At 70.2% G+C, this 23,077-nt stretch carries 23 protein-coding genes; 16 read left to right on the top strand and 7 right to left on the bottom strand.

The annotated features are described in order from the left end of the window. Positions 1–2 precede the first annotated feature (2 nt). Together H0487_RS06965 and H0487_RS06960 are read right to left on the bottom strand one after the other, a co-directional pair. Complete coding sequence (locus H0487_RS06965) at positions 3–686, bottom strand: PaaI family thioesterase (RefSeq protein ID WP_183093506.1); 684 nt, start codon at positions 684–686, stop codon at positions 3–5. A gap of 55 nt (positions 687–741) precedes the next feature. Beyond that, positions 742–1,959, bottom strand: coding sequence for an oxygenase MpaB family protein (locus H0487_RS06960; RefSeq protein WP_183093505.1), 1,218 nt, complete (start codon positions 1,957–1,959; stop codon positions 742–744). Between the two features lie 113 nt (positions 1,960–2,072). On the opposite strand from H0487_RS06960, the gene H0487_RS06955 reads away from it, so the two are divergent. Next, positions 2,073–2,738 (top strand): TetR/AcrR family transcriptional regulator, encoded by a 666-nt coding sequence (locus H0487_RS06955; protein ID WP_312855851.1) that lies wholly within the window; start codon positions 2,073–2,075, stop codon positions 2,736–2,738. 158 nt (positions 2,739–2,896) lie between these two features. On the opposite strand, the gene H0487_RS06950 is transcribed toward H0487_RS06955, so the two are convergent. Then, positions 2,897–3,187, bottom strand: a complete 291-nt coding sequence (locus tag H0487_RS06950; RefSeq protein WP_183093503.1) for a hypothetical protein — start codon at positions 3,185–3,187, stop codon at positions 2,897–2,899. A 97-nt stretch (positions 3,188–3,284) separates the two neighbouring features. After that, positions 3,285–3,794: a winged helix-turn-helix transcriptional regulator gene (locus H0487_RS06945; RefSeq protein ID WP_183093502.1), complete on the bottom strand. Its 510-nt coding sequence runs from the start codon at positions 3,792–3,794 to the stop codon at positions 3,285–3,287. 57 nt (positions 3,795–3,851) lie between these two features. On the opposite strand from H0487_RS06945, the gene H0487_RS06940 reads away from it, so the two are divergent. The 5 genes from H0487_RS06940 (at position 3,852) to H0487_RS06920 (ending at position 9,716) form a co-directional block, all read left to right on the top strand. After that, positions 3,852–5,978 (top strand): MMPL family transporter, encoded by a 2,127-nt coding sequence (locus H0487_RS06940; RefSeq protein ID WP_183093501.1) that lies wholly within the window; start codon positions 3,852–3,854, stop codon positions 5,976–5,978. A gap of 70 nt (positions 5,979–6,048) precedes the next feature. Beyond that, positions 6,049–7,422, top strand: coding sequence for an NAD-dependent malic enzyme (locus tag H0487_RS06935; protein WP_183093500.1), 1,374 nt, complete (start codon positions 6,049–6,051; stop codon positions 7,420–7,422). A gap of 8 nt (positions 7,423–7,430) precedes the next feature. After that, a complete protein-coding gene (locus tag H0487_RS06930) occupies positions 7,431–7,835 on the top strand; it encodes a homing endonuclease associated repeat-containing protein (RefSeq protein WP_183093499.1) in 405 nt (134 codons plus the stop codon). A 52-nt stretch (positions 7,836–7,887) separates the two neighbouring features. Next, a complete protein-coding gene (locus H0487_RS06925) occupies positions 7,888–8,661 on the top strand; it encodes a 1-acyl-sn-glycerol-3-phosphate acyltransferase (RefSeq protein WP_183093498.1) in 774 nt (257 codons plus the stop codon). 53 nt (positions 8,662–8,714) lie between these two features. Beyond that, positions 8,715–9,716, top strand: a complete 1,002-nt coding sequence (locus tag H0487_RS06920; protein WP_183093497.1) for a zinc-binding dehydrogenase — start codon at positions 8,715–8,717, stop codon at positions 9,714–9,716. Here the strand turns inward: H0487_RS06920 and H0487_RS06915 are convergent. Continuing rightward, positions 9,713–10,309 carry a TetR/AcrR family transcriptional regulator gene (locus tag H0487_RS06915; protein ID WP_183093496.1) on the bottom strand — a complete coding sequence of 199 codons (597 nt, stop codon included), beginning with the start codon at positions 10,307–10,309 and terminating at the stop codon, positions 9,713–9,715. The genes H0487_RS06920 and H0487_RS06915 overlap by 4 nt on opposite strands. Before the next feature lie 151 nt (positions 10,310–10,460). On the opposite strand from H0487_RS06915, the gene H0487_RS06910 reads away from it, so the two are divergent. The 4 genes from H0487_RS06910 to H0487_RS06895 all read left to right on the top strand — a co-directional run bounded on the left by H0487_RS06910 (position 10,461) and on the right by H0487_RS06895 (position 14,148). Beyond that, positions 10,461–11,132, top strand: a complete 672-nt coding sequence (locus H0487_RS06910; protein WP_183093495.1) for a DUF6629 family protein — start codon at positions 10,461–10,463, stop codon at positions 11,130–11,132. After that, the gene (locus H0487_RS06905; protein WP_183093494.1) at positions 11,129–12,112 is read left to right on the top strand and encodes a patatin-like phospholipase family protein; all 984 of its coding nucleotides are present in this window, start codon (positions 11,129–11,131) and stop codon (positions 12,110–12,112) included. The genes H0487_RS06910 and H0487_RS06905 overlap by 4 nt, the downstream gene beginning before the upstream one ends. A 70-nt stretch (positions 12,113–12,182) precedes the next feature. Beyond that, positions 12,183–13,541, top strand: coding sequence for an NAD(P)/FAD-dependent oxidoreductase (locus H0487_RS06900; protein WP_312855850.1), 1,359 nt, complete (start codon positions 12,183–12,185; stop codon positions 13,539–13,541). After that, complete coding sequence (locus H0487_RS06895) at positions 13,531–14,148, top strand: HAD family hydrolase (protein WP_246383055.1); 618 nt, start codon at positions 13,531–13,533, stop codon at positions 14,146–14,148. The genes H0487_RS06900 and H0487_RS06895 overlap by 11 nt, the downstream gene beginning before the upstream one ends. 4 nt (positions 14,149–14,152) lie before the next feature. On the opposite strand, the gene H0487_RS06890 is transcribed toward H0487_RS06895, so the two are convergent. Then, positions 14,153–14,623: an Lrp/AsnC family transcriptional regulator gene (locus H0487_RS06890; RefSeq protein WP_183093493.1), complete on the bottom strand. Its 471-nt coding sequence runs from the start codon at positions 14,621–14,623 to the stop codon at positions 14,153–14,155. Positions 14,624–14,777: 154 nt separating this feature from the next. Between H0487_RS06890 and H0487_RS06885 the strand changes: the two genes are divergently transcribed. The 5 genes from H0487_RS06885 to H0487_RS06865 all read left to right on the top strand — a co-directional run bounded on the left by H0487_RS06885 (position 14,778) and on the right by H0487_RS06865 (position 19,928). Then, complete coding sequence (locus tag H0487_RS06885) at positions 14,778–15,974, top strand: ABC transporter substrate-binding protein (RefSeq protein ID WP_183093492.1); 1,197 nt, start codon at positions 14,778–14,780, stop codon at positions 15,972–15,974. Beyond that, entirely contained in the window at positions 15,958–17,133 is a 1,176-nt protein-coding gene (locus H0487_RS06880; RefSeq protein ID WP_183093491.1) for an ABC transporter ATP-binding protein, read from the top strand. Before H0487_RS06885 ends, H0487_RS06880 begins: the two co-directional genes overlap by 17 nt. Next, positions 17,133–17,993 carry an ABC transporter permease gene (locus tag H0487_RS06875; RefSeq protein WP_183093490.1) on the top strand — a complete coding sequence of 287 codons (861 nt, stop codon included), beginning with the start codon at positions 17,133–17,135 and terminating at the stop codon, positions 17,991–17,993. Before H0487_RS06880 ends, H0487_RS06875 begins: the two co-directional genes overlap by 1 nt. Further along, positions 17,993–18,796 (top strand): ABC transporter permease, encoded by an 804-nt coding sequence (locus tag H0487_RS06870; RefSeq protein ID WP_183093489.1) that lies wholly within the window; start codon positions 17,993–17,995, stop codon positions 18,794–18,796. Before H0487_RS06875 ends, H0487_RS06870 begins: the two co-directional genes overlap by 1 nt. A gap of 175 nt (positions 18,797–18,971) precedes the next feature. After that, positions 18,972–19,928, top strand: a complete 957-nt coding sequence (locus tag H0487_RS06865) for a type IV toxin-antitoxin system AbiEi family antitoxin (RefSeq protein WP_183093488.1) — start codon at positions 18,972–18,974, stop codon at positions 19,926–19,928. A 112-nt stretch (positions 19,929–20,040) separates the two neighbouring features. Here the strand turns inward: H0487_RS06865 and H0487_RS06860 are convergent, their stop codons facing one another. Continuing rightward, positions 20,041–21,432 (bottom strand): aspartate aminotransferase family protein, encoded by a 1,392-nt coding sequence (locus H0487_RS06860; RefSeq protein WP_183093487.1) that lies wholly within the window; start codon positions 21,430–21,432, stop codon positions 20,041–20,043. A gap of 135 nt (positions 21,433–21,567) precedes the next feature. Here H0487_RS06860 and H0487_RS06855 point away from each other — a divergent pair, with 135 nt between their 5' ends. Then, positions 21,568–22,998: a gamma-aminobutyraldehyde dehydrogenase gene (locus H0487_RS06855; protein WP_183093486.1), complete on the top strand. Its 1,431-nt coding sequence runs from the start codon at positions 21,568–21,570 to the stop codon at positions 22,996–22,998. Positions 22,999–23,077 lie beyond the last annotated feature (79 nt).

The following is a 23,077-nucleotide window of genomic DNA, read 5'->3' as shown; positions in this document are numbered from 1 at the left end:
TCTCAGTCCAGCGAGCCGATCCCGCTGGGAGCGTCGGGCTCCTGGGCCCAGCGAGGAACGATGAACAACCCCGTCGCCTCGACCGAGGGGGTCGCGTCCGCGGTGTCCGCCGAGATCCACGCGGTGACCGTCACCTTGCGGCCGGCCTCCTCGGCGATCCGCGCGGCCATCCGCACCGGGCCGAGGGGGAGAGGCTGGACGTAACGCAGTGACAGCGTGCCGGTCACCGTCACCCGGGAGTGCCGCGCGCTCGCGGTCTCTCCCATGAGGTGGTCGAGCACCATCGCCGAGACGCCGCCGTGGACACTGCCCGGCGGACCCTCGTACGGCGCGCCCAGGGTCAACGCGGACCCGACGGTCCCGTCGTCGTGCCACTCCAGCTCCACGGGCGGGGCGACCGCGTTGCGGACCCCGACAACGGCGTTGCCCCAGTTCCAGGACCGGCCCTCGTCGTTGTAGTGGATGCCCGCCGGGCCGGGCGGCGCATCCTGGGCGAGCAGTGCCACCGCCCGCTGGAGCAGCGCCCGCGCTTCGCCCACCGCGTCGGCGTCGACTCGCGTGCGGATGGTGAGGTCGTTGAGGGTGCGGACGTCGTCGGCGAGGCCGCCGTACAACGCCTCCGCGGCATCGATCTCGCTCGTCGGTACGTCCTCGAAGGAGAACGACGACAGGGTCAGGCCGGACATCCGTCGAATCTAGCGGCCCACGACCCCAAATGAGAACGTGTTCTAGGTCGCAGTGTCAGCTGTAGTTCGGGTTGTTCCCCGTGGGCATCGTGATGTTGACCCGCTTGCCCTCGCTGAGGAAGAACAGAACGCCCCGCCTCAGGAACTCGTCGAAGGTCCAGTACAGCTGGGGCACGAGGAGCGGCAGCGCGAGGCCTGCCTCCCGCATCTTGATGAACGGCGGCCAGCCGGCCTTGATGGCGTTGTCGATCGGGGGGTGCGGAGGGAGCTCGAGCCAGTCGGCGATCTGGTTGCCCAGGGTGTAGCGGGTGAACGACTCGAGCATCGGGCGGGACAGGCCCTGGTCGTACTCGGCGGCCAGGTTCACGAGGATGTGCGCGAGCTCCACGCCTTCAGGTGTCGGCGCGAGGATCGGGTCGAGCACCTGGCGCGACTGGGTGGCGGCCTCGTCCCAGGTGGCCGGGATGTACTCGTCCTTGACGCCCAGCATGTGCGCGGTGATCTGCCACAGGTGCAGGAACGCCGTTGCGTCCGATGCGGGCAGGGACACGCCCCAGGCAGCCAGCTTGTTCTTCGAGAACGTCGCCAGGCTGTGCCAGGTGACCATGATGTCGGCCTGGCTGATCGGTTTGATCTCGGGAGCGGACGCGCGCCAGTGCCCGGACTGCGGAAGCAGGTGCCGCACCGCCGCATGGGTGAGGCGGGTCTTCACGCAGGTCACGATCATCTGGCCGCCCGCGGCGTAGGCGTTCTCGGCGCCGATGTCGTAGCCCAGCTTGGCGGTCTTGGCGATCCGGTCCTTCATGTCCGCGCCACCGGCGGAGTAGTAGACGGCGCGGGCCTCGCGCGGGATGACGCAGCTCATCATGCCGCTGCCGAGGCCGTAGAGGACGCCGAGGTAGAGGCCGCGGCGCTCGTAGAAGTCGAAGACGCGGGCGAGCTTTGCCTGGTCGGCCCAGCTCGGGAGCTGACGGGCCCGCTCGAGGAACGCGTGGAGGTCGGCCGGGAGGCCGGCCGGGAGCGGCTGGTCGTTGTGGGTCCAGCCGGCGAGGAGCTCGTTGACGCGGTCGACCTCACCGCGCTCGAAGAGCGCCGCGACGACGGAGTCCGCCTCGTCGTCCCAGACGAGCTTGGGGTCCATCCCGGTGCCGGTGCCGGCCACCGAACCGGAGGCGGCCCAGGTCCAGGCGGCAGGGGCGACGACGCCCAAGGTGCCAGCCGCGCCGAGGACGCCGCCGCCGATGAGAAGCCGCCTCCTGCTGAGCTCCGCCATCCTGGTCCCCTTTCGCTGGTGATACGATGGTACGCAACACGTATCTTTGTATCAGGCGACGACCGCCGGGCACAAGCCCCAGCGGTCGCCCAGGGTCATGGGAGGGTGGTCAGGTGCGCACACCGGTCGACGGACCCGGGCTCGGCGAGCCGACGTCGCTGCTCGCGCGTGCCCTAGCCGACGTGGTGGCGGGGGCCGATCGTGACGAGCCGGACGCAGCCGTCCTCGACGCGGCGTACGACCTGTTCTGCCGGCAGGGCGTCCAGCGCACGACCATGGACGACGTGGCTCAGCGGGCAGGACTCTCCCGGATCACCGTCTATCGCCGCGTGACCTCCAAGGAGGTGCTCGTCGAGCAGGTCGTGCTGCGCGAGTTCCGCCGTTATCTCGACGAGTTCCTGGCCGACATCAGCCGGGCCACCGACGTCGGCGAGCGGGTTGTCCTCGGGTTCGTCAGCTCCCTGCGGGCGGTACGCCGCAACCCGCTGATGGCCGGGCTGATGACCGACGAGCCCCAGCTGCTCGGCCCCTCGATCATGGGTGAGCGCGGCCGCACCCTGGCTGCCGTCGGGGGCTTCGTCGCCGGTCAGCTCCGTCGCGAGCAGGTCGCCGGCAACGTGGGTCCTGATGTCGACGTCGACGTCGTCGCGGAGCTGATGGTCCGGTTGACGATGTCGATGCTGCTCACCCCGAGCACGCAGGTCGACCTCGACGACGACGAGCAGCTGGCCGCGCTCGCACGTCGCTACCTGGTCCCGATGCTCACGCCGCCGGCCTGAGGTGGCGCGATGACCGAGAAGCCCTGGGCGGGCTGACGGCCCGGCGGCTGGGCGCCGTGGTCAGGCGTCGCGGAACGCCCGGTGCACGGCCTTGCCGACGACACGCGACGAGGGCCCGCAGCCAGGTGGCTGCGGGCCCTCGTCGATGCGTCAGTGGATCAGGTGAGGCACTTGGTGACGGCCTCGGCGATGACCTCGACGGCCTCGTCCTCCTCGTCGCCGGAGAGGTCGGAGCGGTCGTCATCGGCGATCGCGTTGAGCTGGTCGTCGCTCAGGTCGGAGTCGAGGAGCTCGTCGGCGACGCAGTCGCCCTGGTCCTCGGAGACGCCGGCGTTCTCGACCAGGGAGTCCGAGAGGTCGCCCTTGCTCGGCGGGCCGCTGCTGCACGCCGAGAGGGAGAGGCCGACGGCGAGGAGGGTCGCGCCGAGAGGCAGACCGATGCGCTTCATGGTGGTGGGTCCTTCCGAAATGGAGCAGTGGGTGCCGGTCAGGCTAGGCCCACTCCTGCCCCGGGTGCGTGACCTTGAAGAGTAAAACTTTGCTTGTTCATCGCTCGAGGAAGGGCGCGACCGCGTCGAGCGCCGCGCCGACGGCGGGCCATTCGTCCTCCGCGAATCCCGGTCCGCGGCGCGGGACGGCCTCGCCGGGGCGCAGCTCGCCGCCGCAGTGGCGGCACGAGATCTGGGGCGAGGTGTCGTGGTCACACGTCAGGTGGTGCCAGATCAGCGGCTCCTGGCCAGGCATCAGCCACTTGTCGCCGAAGGACTGGATCGCGAGCAGCACGAGGGCGAGGTCCTGGCCCTTGGCGGTGAGCACGTAGTCGTAGCGCACCGGCCGCTCCTGGTAGGCGATCCGCTCGACGACCTCGTGGTCGACGAGCGCCTGGAGCCGCTGCGTGAGCACCTTGCGGGAGATCCCGAGGTTGGCCTGGACGGCGTCGAAGCGGGAGATGCCGAGCGCGACGTCGCGCAGCACCAGCGGCGTCCACGGGTCGCCGATGATGTCCATGGTGCGGGCGACCGTGCAGCTCGCCTCGCCGAAGTCCTCCCTGCGCATCGGGCCACCCTAGCCGACTGAGTTCCCTTGAGAAACTGACGCTGCTAGCGTGCCGCCATGCTCGACGCCATCTCCCGGCTGACCTGGGGCCACCCCCGCAAGATCCTCCTCGGCGCATTCCTCTTCGCGGCCGTCGCCGGCTTCTTCGGCCACGACGTCGAGCACCACCTCAAGGCCGCTGGGTTCACCGACCCCGACTCCGAGAGCGAGATCGCCAACGAGGTGCTGGCCGACGCGCTGGGCTTCGGCGCCGAGCCGGGGCTGGTCGTGCTCGTGCGCGCCCGGGACGGCGGCGTCCTCGACATCGAGGACCCGGAGGTCGTCGCCGAAGTCGCACGGCTGGCCGAGGAGATGCGCGGCGCCGACTACGTCGGCCGCGTCGTGAACCCGCTCGAGGAGCCCGTCCCGGGCCTGGTCGCCGAGGACGGCAGGTCCGTCGTCCTCCCGGCGCAGCTCACCACGACCGACCTCGAGGACGAGGGTGGCCTCGCCGACGAGTCCGTTCGAGAACGGGCCACCTCCGACCTGCTCGACGTGGGGTACGGCGGCTTCGCGCCCGGCTTCAACGAGGTCAACGACCAGACCCGGAAGGACCTCACCTCGGCCGAGCTGATCGCGTTCCCGCTGCTCGGCCTGCTGTTGTTGCTCGTCTTCCGCAGCGTCGTCGCCGCGGCGGTCCCGCTCATCCTCGGCGTGCTCTCGATCCTCGGCACCCTCTTCGCGCTGCGCGTGATGTCGACCTTCGTCGACACCTCGCTGTTCGCTCTCAACATCGCGACCGCCCTGAGTCTCGGTCTCGCGGTCGACTACGCGTTGCTCCTCGTGTCCCGCTATCGCGAGGAGGTCGAGGCGCACGGCCGGACCGCGGAAGCCCACCGGCGTGCGGTCCAGACGGCCGGACGGGCCAGCCTGTTCTCCGGCCTCACCGTCGCGGGTGCGATGGCGGCACTCATGCTGATGCCGCAGCGGTTCCTCTACTCGATCGGTGCCGCCGGGTTGACGGTCGGCGTGCTCAGCGCCTTCATGGCCGTCCTCGTCGTCCCGGCGCTGCTCGTGGTCCTGGGTCCCAGGATCGACGCGCTGTCCATCCGGCGCGGTCCGGCGGTGTCGGCCACGTCCGACCGCTGGCACCGGCTCGCACGTGCCGTCATGCGGCGGCCGGTCGTCGTCGCCGTCGCCACCTCAGCCTTCCTGCTCGCCCTCGCCGCGCCGCTGCTCTCGACCACCCTGACCGGCCCCAGCGCCCAGGCCGTGCCCCCAGGTCAGCAGTCCTACGACGTCAACAACTACATCGAGGACAGCTACGGCCGCGCGCTCGTGGAGGGCGTGTCCGTCGCGATCACCGGCGACGTCGACGACGACGAGCTGCTGGCTGTCACGAGCCAGATCGAGTCCGTCGAGGAGGTCCGCGCCGTCGCACCGTTCGCGGTCGCCGGCGACGGGGTCGCCTACGCGACGGTCACGTTGGCGTCCCCTGCGTTGGAAAGCCCCGCGCAGGACGCGGTCCGGGAGATCCGCGACATCGATGTGGCCGGAGGCGAGCTGCTCGTCACCGGCAACACCGCCCGGTTCATCGACGAGAAGGACAGCCTCGTCGACAACGCGCTGCCGGTCATCCTGCTCATCGTCGTGCTCACGGTCGTGCTGCTGTTCCTGCTGACGGGATCGGTGATCCTCCCGCTCAAGACCCTCCTCATGAACGCACTCACGCTCGCGGCGGTGCTCGGCATCCTGGTCATCGTCTTCGAGCACCAGGTCGGCACCCAGCTGCTCGACTATCCGGGGCCGTACGCCGTCGAGGTGACCAGCCTTGTCTTCCTGTTCGCGGTGACGTTCGCGTTGGCGACCGACTACGCAGTGCTGGTCATGGCCCGCATCAAGGAGCTCCACGACACCGGCCTGTCCAACGAGGACGCCGTGGCCGAGGGGGTCGCCCGGACCGGCCGGATCATCAGCGCCGCGGCGGTGATGATCGCCGTGGTCTTCCTGGCGTTCGCGGTCAGTCCGGTGTTCTTCATGAAGCAGATCGCGATCGCGATGGCGCTCGGCGTCCTCATCGACTCGACCATCGTGCGGGGGCTGCTGGTGCCGGCGCTCATGCGGCTGCTCGGCGAGGCGAACTGGTGGGCGCCGCGCCCGCTGCGCCGGGTCTACGAGCGGTTCGGCATCCGCGAGTCCGGCTGAGGGCCGATCACAACGACCACAACCGCCCCGTACTTGTGAGTAGCCCGAGATCAGGTCTTAGGTAGGCGGTATGAGCGTCACGCCGTCGTCGTACTCGATCACCATGCGGCTGCACGCCGCGCCCGACTACGCGGTGGTCGGCACGGTCGCCACGACGATCGCGGAGGCAGGCGGGATCACGACGGCCATGGACGTCGTCGACTCCAAGCACGACCGGCTGGTCCTCGACGTGACGTGCAGTGCGACCGACTCCGACCACAGCGAGCGCGTGGTGGCGGCGGTCGAGGCGATCGCGGGGGTGACCGTCCACAAGGTCTCGGACCGGACGTTCCTGCTCCACCTCGGCGGGAAGATCGAGATCCGCAGCAAGGTCCCGCTCAAGAACCGGGACGACCTGGCGATGGCCTACACCCCCGGTGTCGGGCGGGTCAGCATGGCGCTCTACGAGCACCCCGAGGACGTGGCCAAGCTGACGATCAAGGGCAACTCGGTGGCCGTGGTCACCGACGGCTCCGCCGTTCTCGGTCTCGGCAACATCGGACCGGGAGCAGCGATGCCGGTGATGGAGGGCAAGGCGGCCCTCTTCAAGCGGTTCGCCGACATCGACGCGTGGCCCATCTGCCTGGCCAGCCAGGACGTCGACGAGATCGTGAAGGCCGTCGAGATGATCGCGCCGGGCTTCGGTGGCATCAACCTGGAGGACATCGCGGCGCCGCGCTGCTTCGAGATCGAAGCACGGTTGCGGGAGTCCCTCGACATCCCCGTGTTCCACGACGACCAGCACGGCACGGCGATCGTCGTCCTGGCGGCGCTGACCAACGCGCTGCGCGTTGTGCGCAAGTCCCTCTCGGCGACCCGGATCGTCGTCGCCGGCGGCGGTGCGGCAGGTTCGGCGATCGTGGCCCTGCTGCTGGCCGGCGGGGCCGAGGACGTCGTGGTCTGGGACCGGGAGGGCCTGCTCTGCGGCGACGACGAGACGCTTCCGGCCGCCAAGCGCACCCTCGCCTCGATCACCAACCCGCGGGGCGTGCGGGGCGGGCTGCGTGAGGGGCTCCAGGGTGCCGACGTGTTCATCGGCGTCAGCGGTCCCGGTGTCCTCCAGCCGGAGTGGATCGCCGAGATGGCCGACGGTGCCGTGGTGTTCGCCCTGGCGAACCCGGATCCCGAGGTCGACCCGGCCGAGGCCGCCAAGCATGCCGCCGTGGTCGCGTCGGGCCGCTCGGACTACCCCAACCAGATCAACAACGTGCTCGCCTTCCCCGGCGTCTTCCGCGGCCTGCTGGACGCCCGCGCGTCGGAGGTCACCATCGACATGCTCCTTCGGGCCGCGCACGCCATCGCGGCGGTCGTCACCGACGAGGAGCTGCACCCGAGCTTCATCATCCCGAGCGTGTTCCACCCCGACGTCCCGGGGGCGGTGGCCGCCGCCATCCGCGGGCAGTGAGCGCGCGCGTGCGCACTCCGGAGTACTCCGACGAGGTCCTCGTCGCCGCGGTCGCGGCCGCAGCCGCCGAGCTCGGCGCCCCGCTGACCGCCGGGGCGTACGACGCCTGGCAGCGTGGCCGGGACGCCGCCGCCTCCCCGGCCCTGCTGATCCGCCGCTTCGGCTCGTGGAACGAGGCCTGCCAGCGGGCGGGCGTCCCGACCAACACCACCCGCTCGACGAGCCGACGCTGGTCCGACGACGACGTGGTCGCGATCGTCGCGTCGTACCTCCGCGCGCCGGGCAGCACCGGTTCGTTCGCCGACTACTCGGCGTGGGCGAAGGAGCAGGAGGGCGTCCCCAGCGGAGCCACGCTCCGACAGCGGTTCCCCTGGGCCGAGGTCAAGGGGCGCGCTGCGGCGATCCCGAGTTGACCGACTTATCGTCGATAACTGACGATATCGTCAGAAAAGTTGTGGGGGTCCGATGGAGACGAGACGAGACGGCGCATTGCCGCGGCTGCCGTTGGCGCTGCTGGACCGCTACCTGCGGACCTATCACCGGCACGAGGTGCGCGGGGAGACCTCGCTGCCGGCCAGTCCGGCGCTCATCGTGTCCAACCACGGGTTCGGCGGCATCGTCGACCTGAACGTGATGGCCCTCGCCCGGGCGTTGCACGGGATGTCCGACGGGCGCGGGGTCACGTTCCTCGTCCACCAGATCGCGTGGACCCTCGGGGTCGGCCGGTTCATCGAGCCGCTCGGATGCGTCCCCGGCAGTGCCGAGGCGGTGGACGCCGCCTTCGCTGCTGCGCGGCACGTCGCCGTGTTCCCCGGCGGCGACGTCGAGGCGGCCAAGGCGACGTCCGAGCGCAACCGGATCAAGTTCGCCGGTCGCACGGGCTATGCGCGGACCGCGATCGAGCACGGCGTCCCGGTCGTCCCGGTCGTCACCGCCGGAGCCGGGGAGTCCCTCCTCGTCCTCAGCGACGGCCAGCGCATCGCCCGGGCGCTCCGGCTCCCCGAGCTGCTCCGGATCAAGGCCCTACCGGTCAGCGTCTCGCTGCCGTGGGGCGTCAACGTCGGCGCCGTCGGGATGGTGCCCTATCTCCCGCTGCCGACGAAGCTCGTCACCGTGGTGCTGCCCGCGATGCACTCCGTCGACGGTGAGTCGGCGGGCGCCTTCGCCGCGCGGATCGAGAGCGCGATGCAGGACACCTTGACCGAGCTGACCGCCGGCCGGCGGCCCGTGCTCGGCTGACGTCCGACCCTGGGAGGACGCCCGCGTGGGCGGATCCCGCTAGCGTCCGGGCCATGCGCGCAGTCGTCATCACCAAGCACGGCGGACTCGACGTGCTCGAGGTCCAGGACCGACCCGACCCGGGCCCGCCCGGAGCGGGGCAGGTCGCGGTCGACGTGCGGGCGTCGGGAGTCAACTTCGCCGACACCATGGCGCGGGTCGGCTTCTATCCCGATGCGCCGAAGCCGCCGATGGTCGTCGGCTACGAGGTCGCCGGCGACGTGACCGCTGTCGGCGAGGGCGTGACCGGCGTCCAGGTCGGTGACCGCGTGCTCGCCGGGACGCGCTTCGGCGGTTACGCCGAGAAGGTGGTCGTCGGTGCCCGCGACGTGGTCGCCCTCGACGACCGGCTCTCCTACGAGCAGGGCGCCGCGATCCCGGTGAACTACGCGACGGCCTGGGCGGGCCTGGTCCGCTACGGGTCGCTGCAGCCCGGCGAGCGGGTCCTCATCCACGCGGCGGCCGGCGGGGTCGGCATCGCTGCGACCCAGATCGCCCGCCGGATCGGGGCCGAGGTCCACGGGACCGCGTCCCCCGGCAAGCACGACGCCGTGCGCGGCTTCGGCGTCGAGGTCGCCCACGACTACACGAAGCGGGACTGGCACCGCGGGCTGCCGCCGTACGACGTCATCATGGACGCGGTCGGCGGGCCCAGCTTCCGCACCAGCTATGACCTGCTCCGGCCGGGCGGCCGCCTCGTCGCCTTCGGGGCGTCGTCGGTGATGGACGGTGCGGGACGCAACCTGCTCCAGGCCGCGAAGACGATGATCCGGATGCCGCGCTTCAACCTGGTCAAGCAGATGTCGGTCTCCAAGGCGGTCATCGGGCTCAACATGCTGGCGCTCTGGGACGACGCCGGCACGCTCGAGCCGTGGATCACGCCGCTGCGCGAACTGATCGCCGACGGCACGATCCAGCCGGTCGTGGCGGAGGCGTTCCCGTTCGACCGGGCCGGTGAGGCGCACCAGATGCTCGCCGAGCGCCGCAACGTCGGCAAGGTCGTGCTGGTCCCCTAGGACCCGTCGGTGCGGGTTCGCGCCGCGATCGACTGGGTGACGTCGAGCAGGGCGCCGACCTCGCGGCGCAGGTCCGCCTCCGCGGAGTCCTCCGGGAGGGGCATCACCGCGAGCGCCGTGGTCAGGCGCGCCGTCCAGGTGATCGCGACCCGCGGGTCGATCTGGGGCCAGCGCCCCTCGGCGGCGCCGGCCTCGAGCACCGGGCTCAGTCGGGGCAGGGCGATGTCGAGGACGAGCGGCAGCACCCGGGGCAGGTGCGAGGCCACGATCTCGGGATGCTTCGCCAGCACCGCCTGGAGAGCCGGGTGGTTGCGGGCTTGAAGGGTCAGTCCGACGATCACGTCGATGTAGTCGTCGCGCGGCGACTCGGAGCGCTCGGCCCGGGTGGCGATGTCGTCGATGACCCGTTCGAGCTCGATCCGCAGCAGCGCGTCGTAGATCGCGTCACGGTCGCCGACGTACTTGTAGAGCGTCGGGCGGGAGACGCCGGCGCGCTCGGCGATCGAGGTGATGAGGCGGGGCCGCGGGCCACCCTCGCGGAGGACCTGGGTGGCGGCCTCGAGGATGCGACCACGCAGCTGGTTGCCTCGCACGCTCGTCGACCTCTCGCCCTGCCCTCGGCCTGCAGTCGGCCCGGATCCGGTTCTCCTCAGTATCGCGGCTGACGTGCGCAGTTGCTCCCACTGCCCACCTCGTGCTTACATTTCCACGACTTTGTAAGCGACCAGCGCAGGACGGCTCCCCATGTGCTTCTCCCCGGAGATGGACCTCGCTGCCGGCGTGGTGATCACCGCTGTCGGCATCGACACGTTGCGCAACGTCCGCACCCGTGACCAGGTCGCGTTGGCGTCGCTGCCGCTGGTGTTCGGCGTGCACCAGCTGATCGAGACGCTGGTCTGGTGGAACCTGCAGGGCCACGTGTCCGACCAGGTCGGTGACCCGGCGGCGTGGGTCTACCTCGTCATCGCCCTGGGCCTGGTGCCGGTCCTCGTCCCTTACGCGTTCCTCCGGCTCGGGCTGGTCCGGTCGCGCAACCTGGCGCGACTCTTCTTCCTCGCCGGGCTCGGCGCGGCGGTCGTCGACCTCGCGGCACTGGGGGTCGGCGACGTCGCCCGGCGGATCGACGGCCACCACATCGCCTACAGCCCCGGTGTCCCGTACGACGAGGTGGTGCTGGCGGCCTACGTCGTCGCTACCTGCGCGCCGGCGATCTTCGCGCGGGCGGCCCAGCTGCGCTGGTTCGGGCTGGGCAACCTCGTGGTGGTCGCCCTGCTGGCCTGGCTGGACCAGAACGCGGTGGTCTCGCTGTGGTGCGTCTGGGCAGCGATGACGAGCATCCTCATCAACCTCTACGTCCGCGATCCGGAGCGGAGCGACTCCTCGATCGCCGCGCGCTCGACGGAGGTGTCCTCGTGAGGGCGGCTGCTCGACGCTGGAAGGTCCGCCGTCAGGACGTCGCTCCGGAGCCCGAGCTCCTCGACGTCGCCGGGCTCGTCCGGCGACGGCTGGCCGGTGACCGGTCGGACAGCGCCACCCTCGCCCTGGTGATCGAGGGCGGCGGCATGCGCGGGGTGGTCTCCGCGGCGATGGCGGCGGCGCTCGAACGAGCCGGTGTGACCGAGTGCCTCGACCTCGTCGTCGGCACCTCAGCCGGGTCGGTCAACGGCGCGGCGGTGGTCGCCGGCACCGCCGACGCGATGGCGACGTCGTATGCCGAGGTGTTCGCCGGTCGGCGCGAGTACGCCGACCCGCGCCGGCTGATCACCCGCGCCGGACCGGCCGTCGACGCGGCCCGGATCGTCGCAGCCACGGACGAGCTCCTCGACCTCGCCCGGCGCGCGCTCGCCCGCCCCTTGATCCGGTTCGCCGCCGTCGCGACCGACGTCGCCACCGCCCAGCCCGTCGCGCTCGAGGAGCACACCGACCCGGCGGCCCTGCTGCGCGCGCTCCAGGCGTCGAGCACCCTCCCCGTGGTCGGAGGCCCGCCCGTCGACTTCCGCGACCGGCGCTGGCTCGACGGCGGGATCTCCGACGCGGTCCCGGTCGCGACCGCGCGCGACCTCGGGGCCACCCACGCGATCGTGCTCGCCACCCGACCCGCCGGCAACGTTCCCGGCTGGGGCCCCGCCGACGCGATGATCGAGCGCTACCTGCGCCGCCTCAACCCCGACCTGGCGTCGTCGTACCGAGCCCGTCCGGAGCGGTACGCCGAGGAGCGCGCAGCGATCGCCTCCGGACTGCACCTCGGGGTCGAGACGCTGCTCCTCGCGCCGGGTCCGGGTGACCCGGTGCCAGGGCGGATGGAGCGCGACGCCGAGGTCCTGCGCCAGGCGCAGCGCGCGGCTGACCGCACCGCCACGATGCTCATCGACGGCTGGTTCGCCCGCGCGGCCTGACCGGGGCGAGCCCTCCTCGGGAAGGCTGCTGCGCGGAACGCATCACGAGGCTTGATCTACGATCCGGCGGGTGGACTCACTCGCCGGCTCGGTCCTCCGGCCACTCTGGCTGGACACGCCCCTGCGGCCTCCGGCGCGACCGGCGGTCGGCGGCGACGCGACGGCGGACCTGGTGATCGTCGGGGGCGGCTTCTGCGGCCTGTGGACGGCGCTCCGCGCCGTCGAACGGGAGCCTGGACGCGACGTCCTCCTCCTCGAGGGCGACCGGATCGCCGAGCACGCGACCGGGCGCAACGGCGGCTTCTGCGAGGCCTCGCTGACCCACGGGGAGAGCAACGGCCGGGCCCGCTGGCCCGAGGAGTACGACGTGCTGGCCCGGATGGGAGTGGAGAACCTCGACGCCATCGAGCAGACCATCGCCGCCGAGGGCATCGACTGCGGCTACCAGCGGGCCGGCACCCTCGCGGTCGCCACCCGGCCGCACGAGGTGGAGTGGCTGGAGCCCTCGGAGCCCGGCTTCCTCGACGCCGCCGCGGTCCGGGAGGTCGTCGACTCGCCGACCTATCTCGCCGGCCGGCTCTCCGGGGCCGAGGAGTGCGCCGTGCTCGACCCGGCCCGGCTGGCCTGGGGCCTGGCCGACGCGGCCGAGCGACGCGGGGTGCGGATCGCCGAGTCGACGCCCGTCACCCGCATCCGGCGCGACGGCGACACGATGGTCGTCGAGACGCCGGGCGGCCTCGTGCGGGCCCGCCAGGTCGCGCTCGCCACCAACGTCTTCCGCCCGCTGCTGCGGCGGCTCCGGCTCACCACGGTGCCCGTCTACGACTACGTCCTCGCGACCGAGCCCCTCACCGCCGACCAGCTCGCTGCCCTCCGATGGGACCCGGCACTCGGGATCTCGGACTCGGGCAACCAGTTCCACTACTACCGGATCACCCCGGACCATCGGATCCTGTGGGGCGGCTACGACGCGATCTACCACTACGGGCGCTCGATCGAACCCGAGCACGAGGACCGACCCGCGACGTTCGAGGTGCTCGCCCGGCACTTCCACGAGACCTTCCCGCAGCTCGACGGGATCCGGTTCACCCACCGCTGGGCGGGCGTCATCGACACCTCGACCCGGTTCAGCGCCAGCTTCGGCCGCGCCCACGGCGGGCGGTCGTCGTACGCGCTGGGGTTCACCGGCCTCGGCGTCGGCGCCACCCGCTTCGCGGCCGACGTGATGCTGGACCTGCTCAGTGGCGAGGAGACCGAGCGCACCCGGCTGCAGATGGTGCGCCGACCGGCGGTGCCGTTCCCGCCCGAACCGGTGGCGTGGGCCGGCATCGAGCTCACCCGACGCGGGCTGGCTCGCGCCGACGAGACCGGGCGCCGCAACCTCTGGCTGCGCACCCTCGACCGGCTGGGGCTGGGCTTTGACTCCTGAGCTGGTCGTGGGTTTCGACCTCGACATGACCCTCATCGACACGACGCCCGGCTTCCGCGACGTCCTGCGCGCGCTTGCCGGCGAGCTCGGGGTGGAGCTGCCGATCGAGGAGCTCACGGCGGTGCTGGGTCCACCGCTCGACCTGATGCTCAAGCCGCACCTGGCCGAGGAGGCGATCCAGCCGGCGGTCGACCGGTTCCGTGAGCTCTACCCGGCGCACGCCATCGAGAGCGTCGCAGCCATGGCAGGCGCCCACGAGGCGCTGGCCGCCGTACGACGCCACGGCGGCCGGGTCGTGGTGGTGACCGGGAAGTTCACGCCCAACGCGCGGCTCCACGTCGACCACCTCGCGCTCGACGTCGACCACCTCGAGGGCAAGGTGTGGGGGGTCGGCAAGGCCGCCGTGCTGCGCCGCGAGGGCGCCGGGATCTACGTCGGCGACCACGTGCACGACGTCGAGGGCGCGCCCGCGCCCGACGCGCTCAGCGTCTCCGTCCTCACCGGCGGCTGCACCGCCGAGGAGCTCCACGACGCGGGCACCCACGTCGTGCTCGACGACCTCGGTCAGTTCCCGGCGTGGCTCGACGCCCACCTGGCCGCGGACTGAGGCCTCAGCGCACTCCCCACGAGTAGGTCTGCTTGCGCAGGCTCAGGTAGACGAAGGTCTCCGTCGACGCGACGCCGGGGATCCGGCGGATCCGCTCGGAGATGATCTCGAGCAGGTCCTCGTCGGACTCGGCGACGATCTCGGCGAGGATGTCGGTGCTCCCGGCGGTCATCACGACGTAGGTGACCTCCTCGAGCTCGGCGAGGGCGTCGGCGACCGGCTCGATGGGGCCGGAGACCTTGACCCCGACCATCGCCTCGCGGGCGAAGCCCAGCTCGAGCGGGTCGGTCACTGCGACGATCTGCATCACGCCGTTGTCGACGAGGCGCTGGACGCGCTGGCGCACGGCCGCCTCCGAAAGTCCGACGACCTTGCCGATCGCGGCGTACGAACGGCGCCCGTCCTGCTGCAGCTGCTCGATGATCGCCTTGGAGACGTCGTCGAGCTGAGGGCGCGGGGAGCGGGCGGCGGCCATGGCGTGATGGTGTCACGCCTCGGCATCCGTGCTCAACGATGACCGGAAACGCGAAATCCGTTGCAATCATGTTTCTAGGCGACGATTTCCCTTGTCACTGGTCCACAGCGGTGGCAGGATCCGAGGCCACTCGCCGATCCGCCGAGAGGTTTTCGTGAGCCATCCCGTTCAGCCCGCGCGCCGCTCGACCTTGTCCCGCCGTGGACTGCTGCGCGGGGGCGGGGTGGTGGCCTTCGGCGGGCTCAGCGCCGCAGCGCTCAAGCTGCCGATGTTCGGCATCGACGCGATCCAGGCCTGCGCGGACGGCGGCATCGCCAAGGACGTCTCCAGCTCCGAGCGCGACCTCATCATCAGCAACTGGACCGGCTACATCGACCCGCGGAAGAACAAGAACGGCACGCTCGCCCAGTTCGAGGACGAGACCGGGATCAGCGTCACCTACAACGTCGACGTCAACGACAACGCCGAGTTCTACGCCAAGGTCCGCAACCAGATGCGGGCGTGCGAGCCGATCGACCGCGACATGATCATCCTCACCGACTGGATGGCCGCGCGGATGATCGGCCTCGACTGGATCCAGCCGTTGGACAAGAAGAAGGTCCCCAACCTCCACGCGAACCTCATCGAGTCGCTCCAGGGCAAGGCGTGGGACCCCGACCTCGTCTACCACGCACCGTGGCAGTCGGGCCTGACCGGCATCGCCTACAACGCCGATCTCGTCGACGAGGTCGGCAGCTTCGAGGAGCTCATCTCCCGCGACGACCTCAAGGGCAAGATCACGCTCCTGTCGGAGATGAACGACACCATGGGGTTCTTCCTCAAGGTCGTCGGTGCCGACCCGGGTGACTTCTCCGACACCGAGTGGGAGAACGCGCTGGACCGGCTCAAGCAGGTCAAGGACGACGGCCATCTGCGTCAGTTCGCCGGGAACAACTACCTTCAGCAGCTCTCCCAGGGCGTGCTCGTCGCGTGCGAGGCGTGGTCCGGGGACGTGATCCAGGCCCAGTACGACAACCCGAACCTCAAGTTCGTCGCTCCCGAGGAGGGCCTCGCGCTCTGGAGCGACAACATGATGGTGCCGAACTACGCGACCCACCAGACCAACGCCGAGGCCTGGATCGACTACTACTACCGGCCCGAGGTCGCGGCCAAGCTCGCCGCCTGGGTCAACTACATCTGCCCGGTCCAGGGAGCCCAGGAGGCGATGCTCGAGATCGACCCCTCGCTGGCAGAGAACACCTTGATCTTCCCGGACTCCGACATGTTGTCGAACACCTGGGACTTCATGAGCCTCGACGACGAGCAACAGCAGAAGTACGAAGGGGAGTGGGCCGATGTCATCTCCAGCTGAGACGACCGATGACCCGGCCAAGGCGGCGCCGGCGTCGCGGTCGTCGTACGACGGGCTGCGGCTGAGCGCGCTCTCGAAGTCCTACGGCTCCTTCCACGCCGTCCAGTCGCTCGACCTCGACGTGCCGAAGGGCTCGTTCTTCGCGCTGCTCGGGCCGTCGGGGTGCGGCAAGACGACGACGCTGCGGATGGTCGCCGGGCTGGAGACGCCGACGTCGGGCACGATCACGCTCGCCGGGCAGGACATCACCGCCACCAAGCCCTACCGCCGGCCGGTCAACACCGTCTTCCAGAACTACGCGCTGTTCCCGCACCTCGACATCTACGAGAACGTCGCGTTCGGCCTGCGTCGGCGCAAGGTGGGCGGGGTCGACGCGAAGGTCAAGGAGATGCTCGAGCTCGTCGAGCTCGAGGCGCAGGCCCGCAAGAAGCCGGCCCAGCTCTCCGGCGGTCAGCAGCAGCGGGTAGCGCTGGCCCGGGCGCTCATCAACGAGCCCGAGGTGCTGCTGCTCGACGAGCCGCTCGGTGCGCTCGACCTCAAGCTGCGCCGGTCGATGCAGATCGAGATCAAGCGGATCCAGGTCGAGGTGGGGCTGACCTTCATCCACGTCACCCACGACCAGGAGGAGGCCATGACCATGGCCGACACGGTCGCGGTGATGAACGCCGGTGTCATCGAGCAGATGGGCTCACCGGGTGAGCTCTACGAGAACCCCCGCAGCACGTTCGTCGCCAACTTCCTCGGTCAGTCCAACCTCATCGAGGGGACGGTGACGTCGACGGCGGGTGACGTCGTCACGGTCGACATGCACGGCATCCAGGTGTCGGTCCCGGCCGCGCGAGCCCACACCGACGGCGGCAAGGGGTGGATCGGGATCCGGCCCGAGAAGGTGCTCATCGGTGCAGCGGGCACCGAGCTCGACGCGCCGGGCAACACCGTCCCCGGCGGCGTGGTCACCGACGTCAGCTTCATCGGCGTGAGCACCCAGTACCTCGTGAAGATGCCGTGGGGCCAGGAGCTCCAGGTGTTCGCCCAGAACACCGGGCGCGACCGGATCTTCCGGGTGGGCGACCCGGTCGAGCTGTCGTGGCGCCCCGAGTACGCCTTCCTGCTCGACCACTCCCAGGACGTCAACGCGGGGGCGGAGGAGGCCGTCTGATGGCCGACACCGATCGGCGGAAGGGCCTGACGGCGTACCTGCTGATGGCGCCGGCCGTGCTGGTGCTCGCCCTCTTCTTCGTCATCCCGTTCTACTCGCTGGTGGCAGCGAGCCTGTACGAGCCTGGTGGCTCGGACAAGGAAGGCTGGGAGATGACCTACCACGTGGGCAACTACGTGGATGCGGTCCAGGACTACTGGGAGCCCTTGTGGCACGCGATCGCCTACAGCGCCGCGGCCACGCTGATCTGCCTCGTGCTCGGCTACGTGCTGGCCTACGCGATTGCCTTCAAGTCCGGGCGGTGGAAGAGCCTGCTGCTGGTCCTCGTGATCGCGCCGTTCTTCACGAGCTTCCTGGTGCGGACCCTGTCGTGGCAGCTGATCCTCGCCGACGACGGCTGGATCGTGGACACCTTCCAGTTCCTGCATCTCCTCGGCGACGACGGCAGGCTGCTCGGGACCCACTTCGCCGTCGTGATGGGCCTGGCCTACAACTTCCTGCCGTTCATGGTGCTGCCGCTGTTCGCGAGCATCGACAAGATCGACCACCGGCTGATCGAGGCGTCCGGTGACCTCTACTCCAACCCGGTGGTCGGGTTCTTCAAGGTCACCTGGCCGCTCTCCCTCCCGGGGGTCGTGTCGGGGACGCTGCTGACCTTCATCCCGGCGGCCGGCGACTACATCAACGCCGAGCTGCTGGGCAGCACCGAGACCAACGTCATCGGCAACGTCATCCAGCTCCAGGCGACCGACGCCGGTCACCCCAACACGGCTGCGGCGCTGTCGATGATCCTGATGGTCGGCATCCTGGTGATGGTGCTCGTCTACATCCGCAAGGCCGGGACGGAGGAGCTCCTCTAATGGCCTGGCTGAAGGAGCGAGCGGTCCTCGTCCTCGGGCTCGCCGTGCTCGTCTACATGTTCGTGCCGATCTTCGTCGTCGTGCTGATGAGCTTCAACGACCCGTCGACCCGCAACGTCTATCGCTTCGACGGCTTCACGCTCGACAACTGGCTCAACCCGTGCGACGACCCGGCGATGTGCGACTCGCTGGGGCTGAGCATCCGGATCGGATTCCTCGCGACCGCGGTCGCGACGATCATCGGGACGATGGCGGCATTCGCCCTGGTGCGATGGGACTTCTTCGGGCGGTCGTCGTCCAACGTGCTGATCTTCCTGCCGATGGCGGCGCCCGAGATCGTGATGGGCTCCTCGCTGCTCACCCTGTTCGTGCAGGGCGGCTTCGCCGGGCAGCTCGGCTTCTGGACGATCTTCATCGCCCACGTGATGTTCTGCCTGTCGTTCGTCGTGGTGACGGTGCGCTCGCGGCTCGCAGGCATGAACGACACGTTGGAGCAGGCCGCCTCGGACCTCTACGCGACCCCGTCCCAGACGTTCTGGCGGGTGACCTTCCCGCTGGTGCTCCCCGGCATCCTCGGCGCCGCGCTCCTCAGCTTCTCGCTGTCGTTCGACGACTTCATCATCACCAACCTCAACTCCGGCAGCGACGTCACCTTCCCCATGTACGTCTGGGGCGTCGCCCGCGTCGGCCTCCCCATGCAGGTCAACGTCGTCGGCACCCTGATGCTCGTCATCTCCCTGACGATCGTCCTCGTCGGCGAGGTCAACTCCCGCCGCCGCGCCAAGGCCCTCGCCACCCGCTGACCCACGAACCCGCACACTTCGGTCGCCGAACCCGCACACTTCGGTCGCCGAACCCGCACACTTCGGTCGCCCAACCCGCCCACTTGGGTCACCGAGATTGCGGGGTCCGCCCCCTGTCCACAGGCCTGCTCTTCGACTCTGTCTCGCGAGTCGTTCGGGCGGGCAGGGTCGCGGCATGCAGCAGCGATTCCCACAAGACAGGGCGCTCACCGCTTCTGGAGCCCAGCAGCTCGGGGTCTCTCCCGGCCGGCTCCGCCGCATGATCCGCACCGGTGAGGTCAAGTCGATCTTGTACGGCGTCTACGTCGCCGCGTCCTGGGTCGATACACCGGAGTCGCGCGCCATCGCTGCGGCCCAGGTCCTTCCCCCGCACTGTGTCGTCGTCGACAGGTCCGCTGCGGCGCTCCACGGGATCGACGTGTTGGAGTACGCCGAGCTGGCAGTGCCGCCGAAGCTCGAGGTGGTGTCGGTCGGAGCGACGGCGACGAGACGCCGGGGGGTGCTCGGCGGCGAGCGTGATCTGAGACCGGCCGACATCGTCCGGGTCGGCGGTGTCCTGGTCACCTCGCCGATCCGCACCGCATGCGACATTGGCTGCCTCCGCGGGCGTCACCGCGCGATCGGGGCGATGGATGCGTTCCGCGAGAAGTTCGGCATCACCGAGCACGAGCTGGTGGCGCAGCTTCCCCGGTTCGCAGGTCGCCGTGGCGTCGTACAGCTGCGAGAGCTCACGCCGCTGACTCAGCCGGGCCGTGACTCCCAGCCCGAGTCCTGGGTGGGCATCGACATCTACGACGAGGGCTACCCGATGCCAGCCGCGCAGACGTGGGTCGATCTGCCGGGCTGGGGTCCGGTGAAGGTGGAGAACTCCTACGAGCACTTGAGGATCGGTGTCGAGTACGACGGGGAGGAACACCATTCCTCCGACGGCGATCGCGCTCATGACCGCGCCCGTCGCGATGCGCTGGCGGACGCGGACTGGGGGATCGTCGTCGTACGCAAGGACGGTTTCAGTCACGCCGGGCGCGCCTTGTGGCTCGGCGAGCTGGCGCGGTACTGGGCTGATCGGGCGCCGCAGCAGCTCGAGCGACGGGTGTATTCCCGTGGCCCGGACCGGCGACGTCCCTGGTGACCAAGCATCGCGGACTCGTCGACCGAACCTCGCGGACTCGGTGACCGAACCTCGCGGACTCGGCGACCGAACCTTGCAAGTTCGGCGACCGAAGTGTGCGGGTTCGTGGGGGTCAGATGAGGGTGTAGGCCTTGTCGAGGACGGAGCGGAGGATCTGCTCCATCTCGTCGAAGTGCTCCTGGGTGCAGATGAGGGGCGGGGAGAGCTGGATGACGGGGTCGCCGCGGTCGTCGGCGCGGCAGTAGAGGCCCTCCTCGTAGAGGCCCTTGGAGACGAAGCCGTAGAGGATGCGCTCGCACTCCTCGGCGGTGAAGGACTCCTTGGTGGCCTTGTCCTTGACCAGCTCGATCCCGTAGAAGAAGCCCTCGCCGCGGACGTCGCCGACGATCGGGAGGTCGAGCAGGCGCTCGAGGGTCGCGCGCAGGGCCGGCGCGCGGTCCTGGACGCCGGCGAGGATCCCTTCCTCCTCGAACAGCTGCATGTTGCGCAGTCCGACGGCCGTCGACACGGGGTGGCCGCCGAAGGTGTAGCCGTGGGCGAACATCGCCTTGCCCTCGGCGAACGGCTCGAACAGGCGGTCGGAGGCGATCATCGCGCCGAGCGGGGCGTAGCCGGACGTCAGGCCCTTGGCCGAGGTGATGATGTCGGGCTGGTAGCCGATCGCGGTCGCGCCGAACATCTCGCCGAGCCGGCCGTAGGCGCAGATGACCTCGTCGGAGACGAGCAGCACGTCGTGGGCGTCGCAGATCTCGCGGACCCGCTCGAAGTAGCCCGGCGGCGGCGGGAAGCACCCGCCGGCGTTCTGGACCGGCTCGAGGAACACGGCCGCCACCGAGTCGGCTCCCTCGTTGAGGATCGCCGTCTCGATCTGGTCGGCGGCCCAGCGGCCGAACGCCTCGGCGTCGGTGCCGTCAGCACCGGCCGTCCCCGCGGGAGCGCGGTAGAGGTTGGTGTTGGGCACCCGGAACGTCGACGGCACGAGCGGCTCGAACTGCTGCTTGAGCCCGGGCAGGCCGGTGATCGACAAGGCGCCGTGGGTCGTGCCGTGGTAGGCGATCGCGCGGCTGATCACCTTGTGCTTGAGCGGCTTGCCGACGCGCTTGAAGTAGTCCTTGGCCAGCTTCCAGGCCGACTCGACCGCCTCGCCGCCGCCGGAGGTGAAGAAGACGCGGTTGAGGTCGCCCGGGGCGTAGGACGCCACCTTGTCGGCGAGCTCGATGGCCGACGGGTGTGCGTAGGACCACAACGGCATGAAGGCCAGCGTCTCGGCCTGCTTCGCCGCCGCGTCGGCGAGCTCGCGGCGCCCGTGGCCGAGCTGGGAGACGAACAGCCCGGCGAGCCCGTCGAGATAGCGCTTCCCGTGGACGTCGTAGAGGTAGGCACCCTCGCCGCGGACCATGATCGGGACGTCGTGCTCGGGTCCGTCCCCGGCATAACGTCCGTGCTGGGAGAAGTGGAGCCAGAGGTGGTCCTTGGCGGCGCGCTGGAGCTCGGAATGGTCCATGGGGCCATCGTCGTCCATCCACCCCGCCTCATGCAAGTGAATCCGTGGTCATAGCCACCTTCTGCGACGGAATCCGCAGCAAATCACCCGTGAAGACCCCATGATTTCGTCGCGGAACGACGATAGGGTCTCCGCATGGCCGACCTGACCTTCACGAACGTCATCAACGGTGAGCTCGTCGGCGCCGCGAGCGGCGCGACGTACGACGTCATCGATCCCAGCACCGGCGAGGTCTATGCCCACGCCCCGATGTCGGGCGCCGAGGACGTCGACCGCGCCTACGCGGCCGCCGACGCGGCGTTCGAGGGCTGGGCCGACCTGACCCCGAAGGATCGCGCGACCGCGCTGCTCCGGATCGCCGACGCCATCGACGCGCGCGCCGAGGAGATCGCCGCCGTCGAGGTCCGCGACACCGGCAAGCCGATGCAGGCGATGCTCGACGACGAGATGCCGCCGAGCTCGGACCACTTCCGCTTCTTCGCCGGCGCGAGCAGGGTGCTCGAGGGGCGCAGCGCGGGGGAGTACCTCGAGGACCACACGAGCTGGATCCGGCGTGAGCCGATCGGCGTGGTCGGCCAGGTCACCCCGTGGAACTACCCGCTGATGATGATGATCTGGAAGATCGCGCCCGCCCTCGCTGCCGGCAACACCGTGGTGCTCAAGCCCAGCGACACGACGCCTGCGAGCTCCACCCTGCTGGCCGAGATCTGCCAGGAGTTCCTGCCGCCCGGCGTCCTCAACGTGGTGACCGGCGACCGTGACACCGGTCGGGCCCTCGTCGCGCACCCGACCCCGCAGATGGTGGCGATCACCGGCTCGGTGCGGGCCGGCATGGAGGTCGCCGGAAGCGCGGCGACCGACCTCAAGCGGGTGCACCTCGAGCTCGGCGGCAAGGCGCCCGTGATCGTCTTCGACGACGCGGACGTCGCGAAGGCGGCCGAGGCCATCGCCGTGGCGGGCTACTACAACGCGGGCCAGGACTGCACGGCCGCCACCCGCGTGCTCGCGGCACCAGGCGTCCACGACGACTTCGTCGCCGCGATCACCGAGCAGGCGCGCAGCACCAAGACGGGGAGGCCCGACGAGGACGTCCTCTACGGAGCGCTCAACAACGCCGACCAGCTCGCCCGCGTCGTCGGGATGGTCGATCGGCTCCCCGACCATGCGGAGCTCAACGCCGGCGGTCGTCAGCAGGGCGCTCACGGCTACTTCTACGAGCCGACGGTCCTCTCCGGCCTGCGCCAGGAGGACGAGCAGGTGCAGACGGAGATCTTCGGCCCGGTCATCACCGTCCAGCAGTTCAGCGACGAGGGTGAGGCGCTGCGCTGGGCCAACGGCGTCCAGTACGGGCTGTCCTCCTCGGTGTGGACCGCCGACCACGGTCGGGCGATGCGGATGAGCCGCAAGCTCGACTTCGGGGTCGTGTGGATCAACACCCACATCCCCTTCGTCTCCGAGATGCCGCACGGCGGTTTCAAGCACTCCGGCTACGGCAAGGACCTCTCGATGTACGGCCTCGAGGACTACACCCGGATCAAGCACGTCATGTCCTACATCGGGGACTGATTCGTTCGAACGATCCAATTCGGGGATCGTCGTGCGATGGCGCACATCTGCCCTCCCCGATGTGCGATCGACCCCGTCC

Origin of the sequence: Nocardioides stalactiti (assembly GCF_014180715.1) — a bacterium.
GTDB classification, from domain to species: Bacteria; Actinomycetota; Actinomycetes; order Propionibacteriales; family Nocardioidaceae; genus Nocardioides; species Nocardioides stalactiti.
This window is presented reverse-complemented; position numbering and strand designations above follow the sequence as displayed.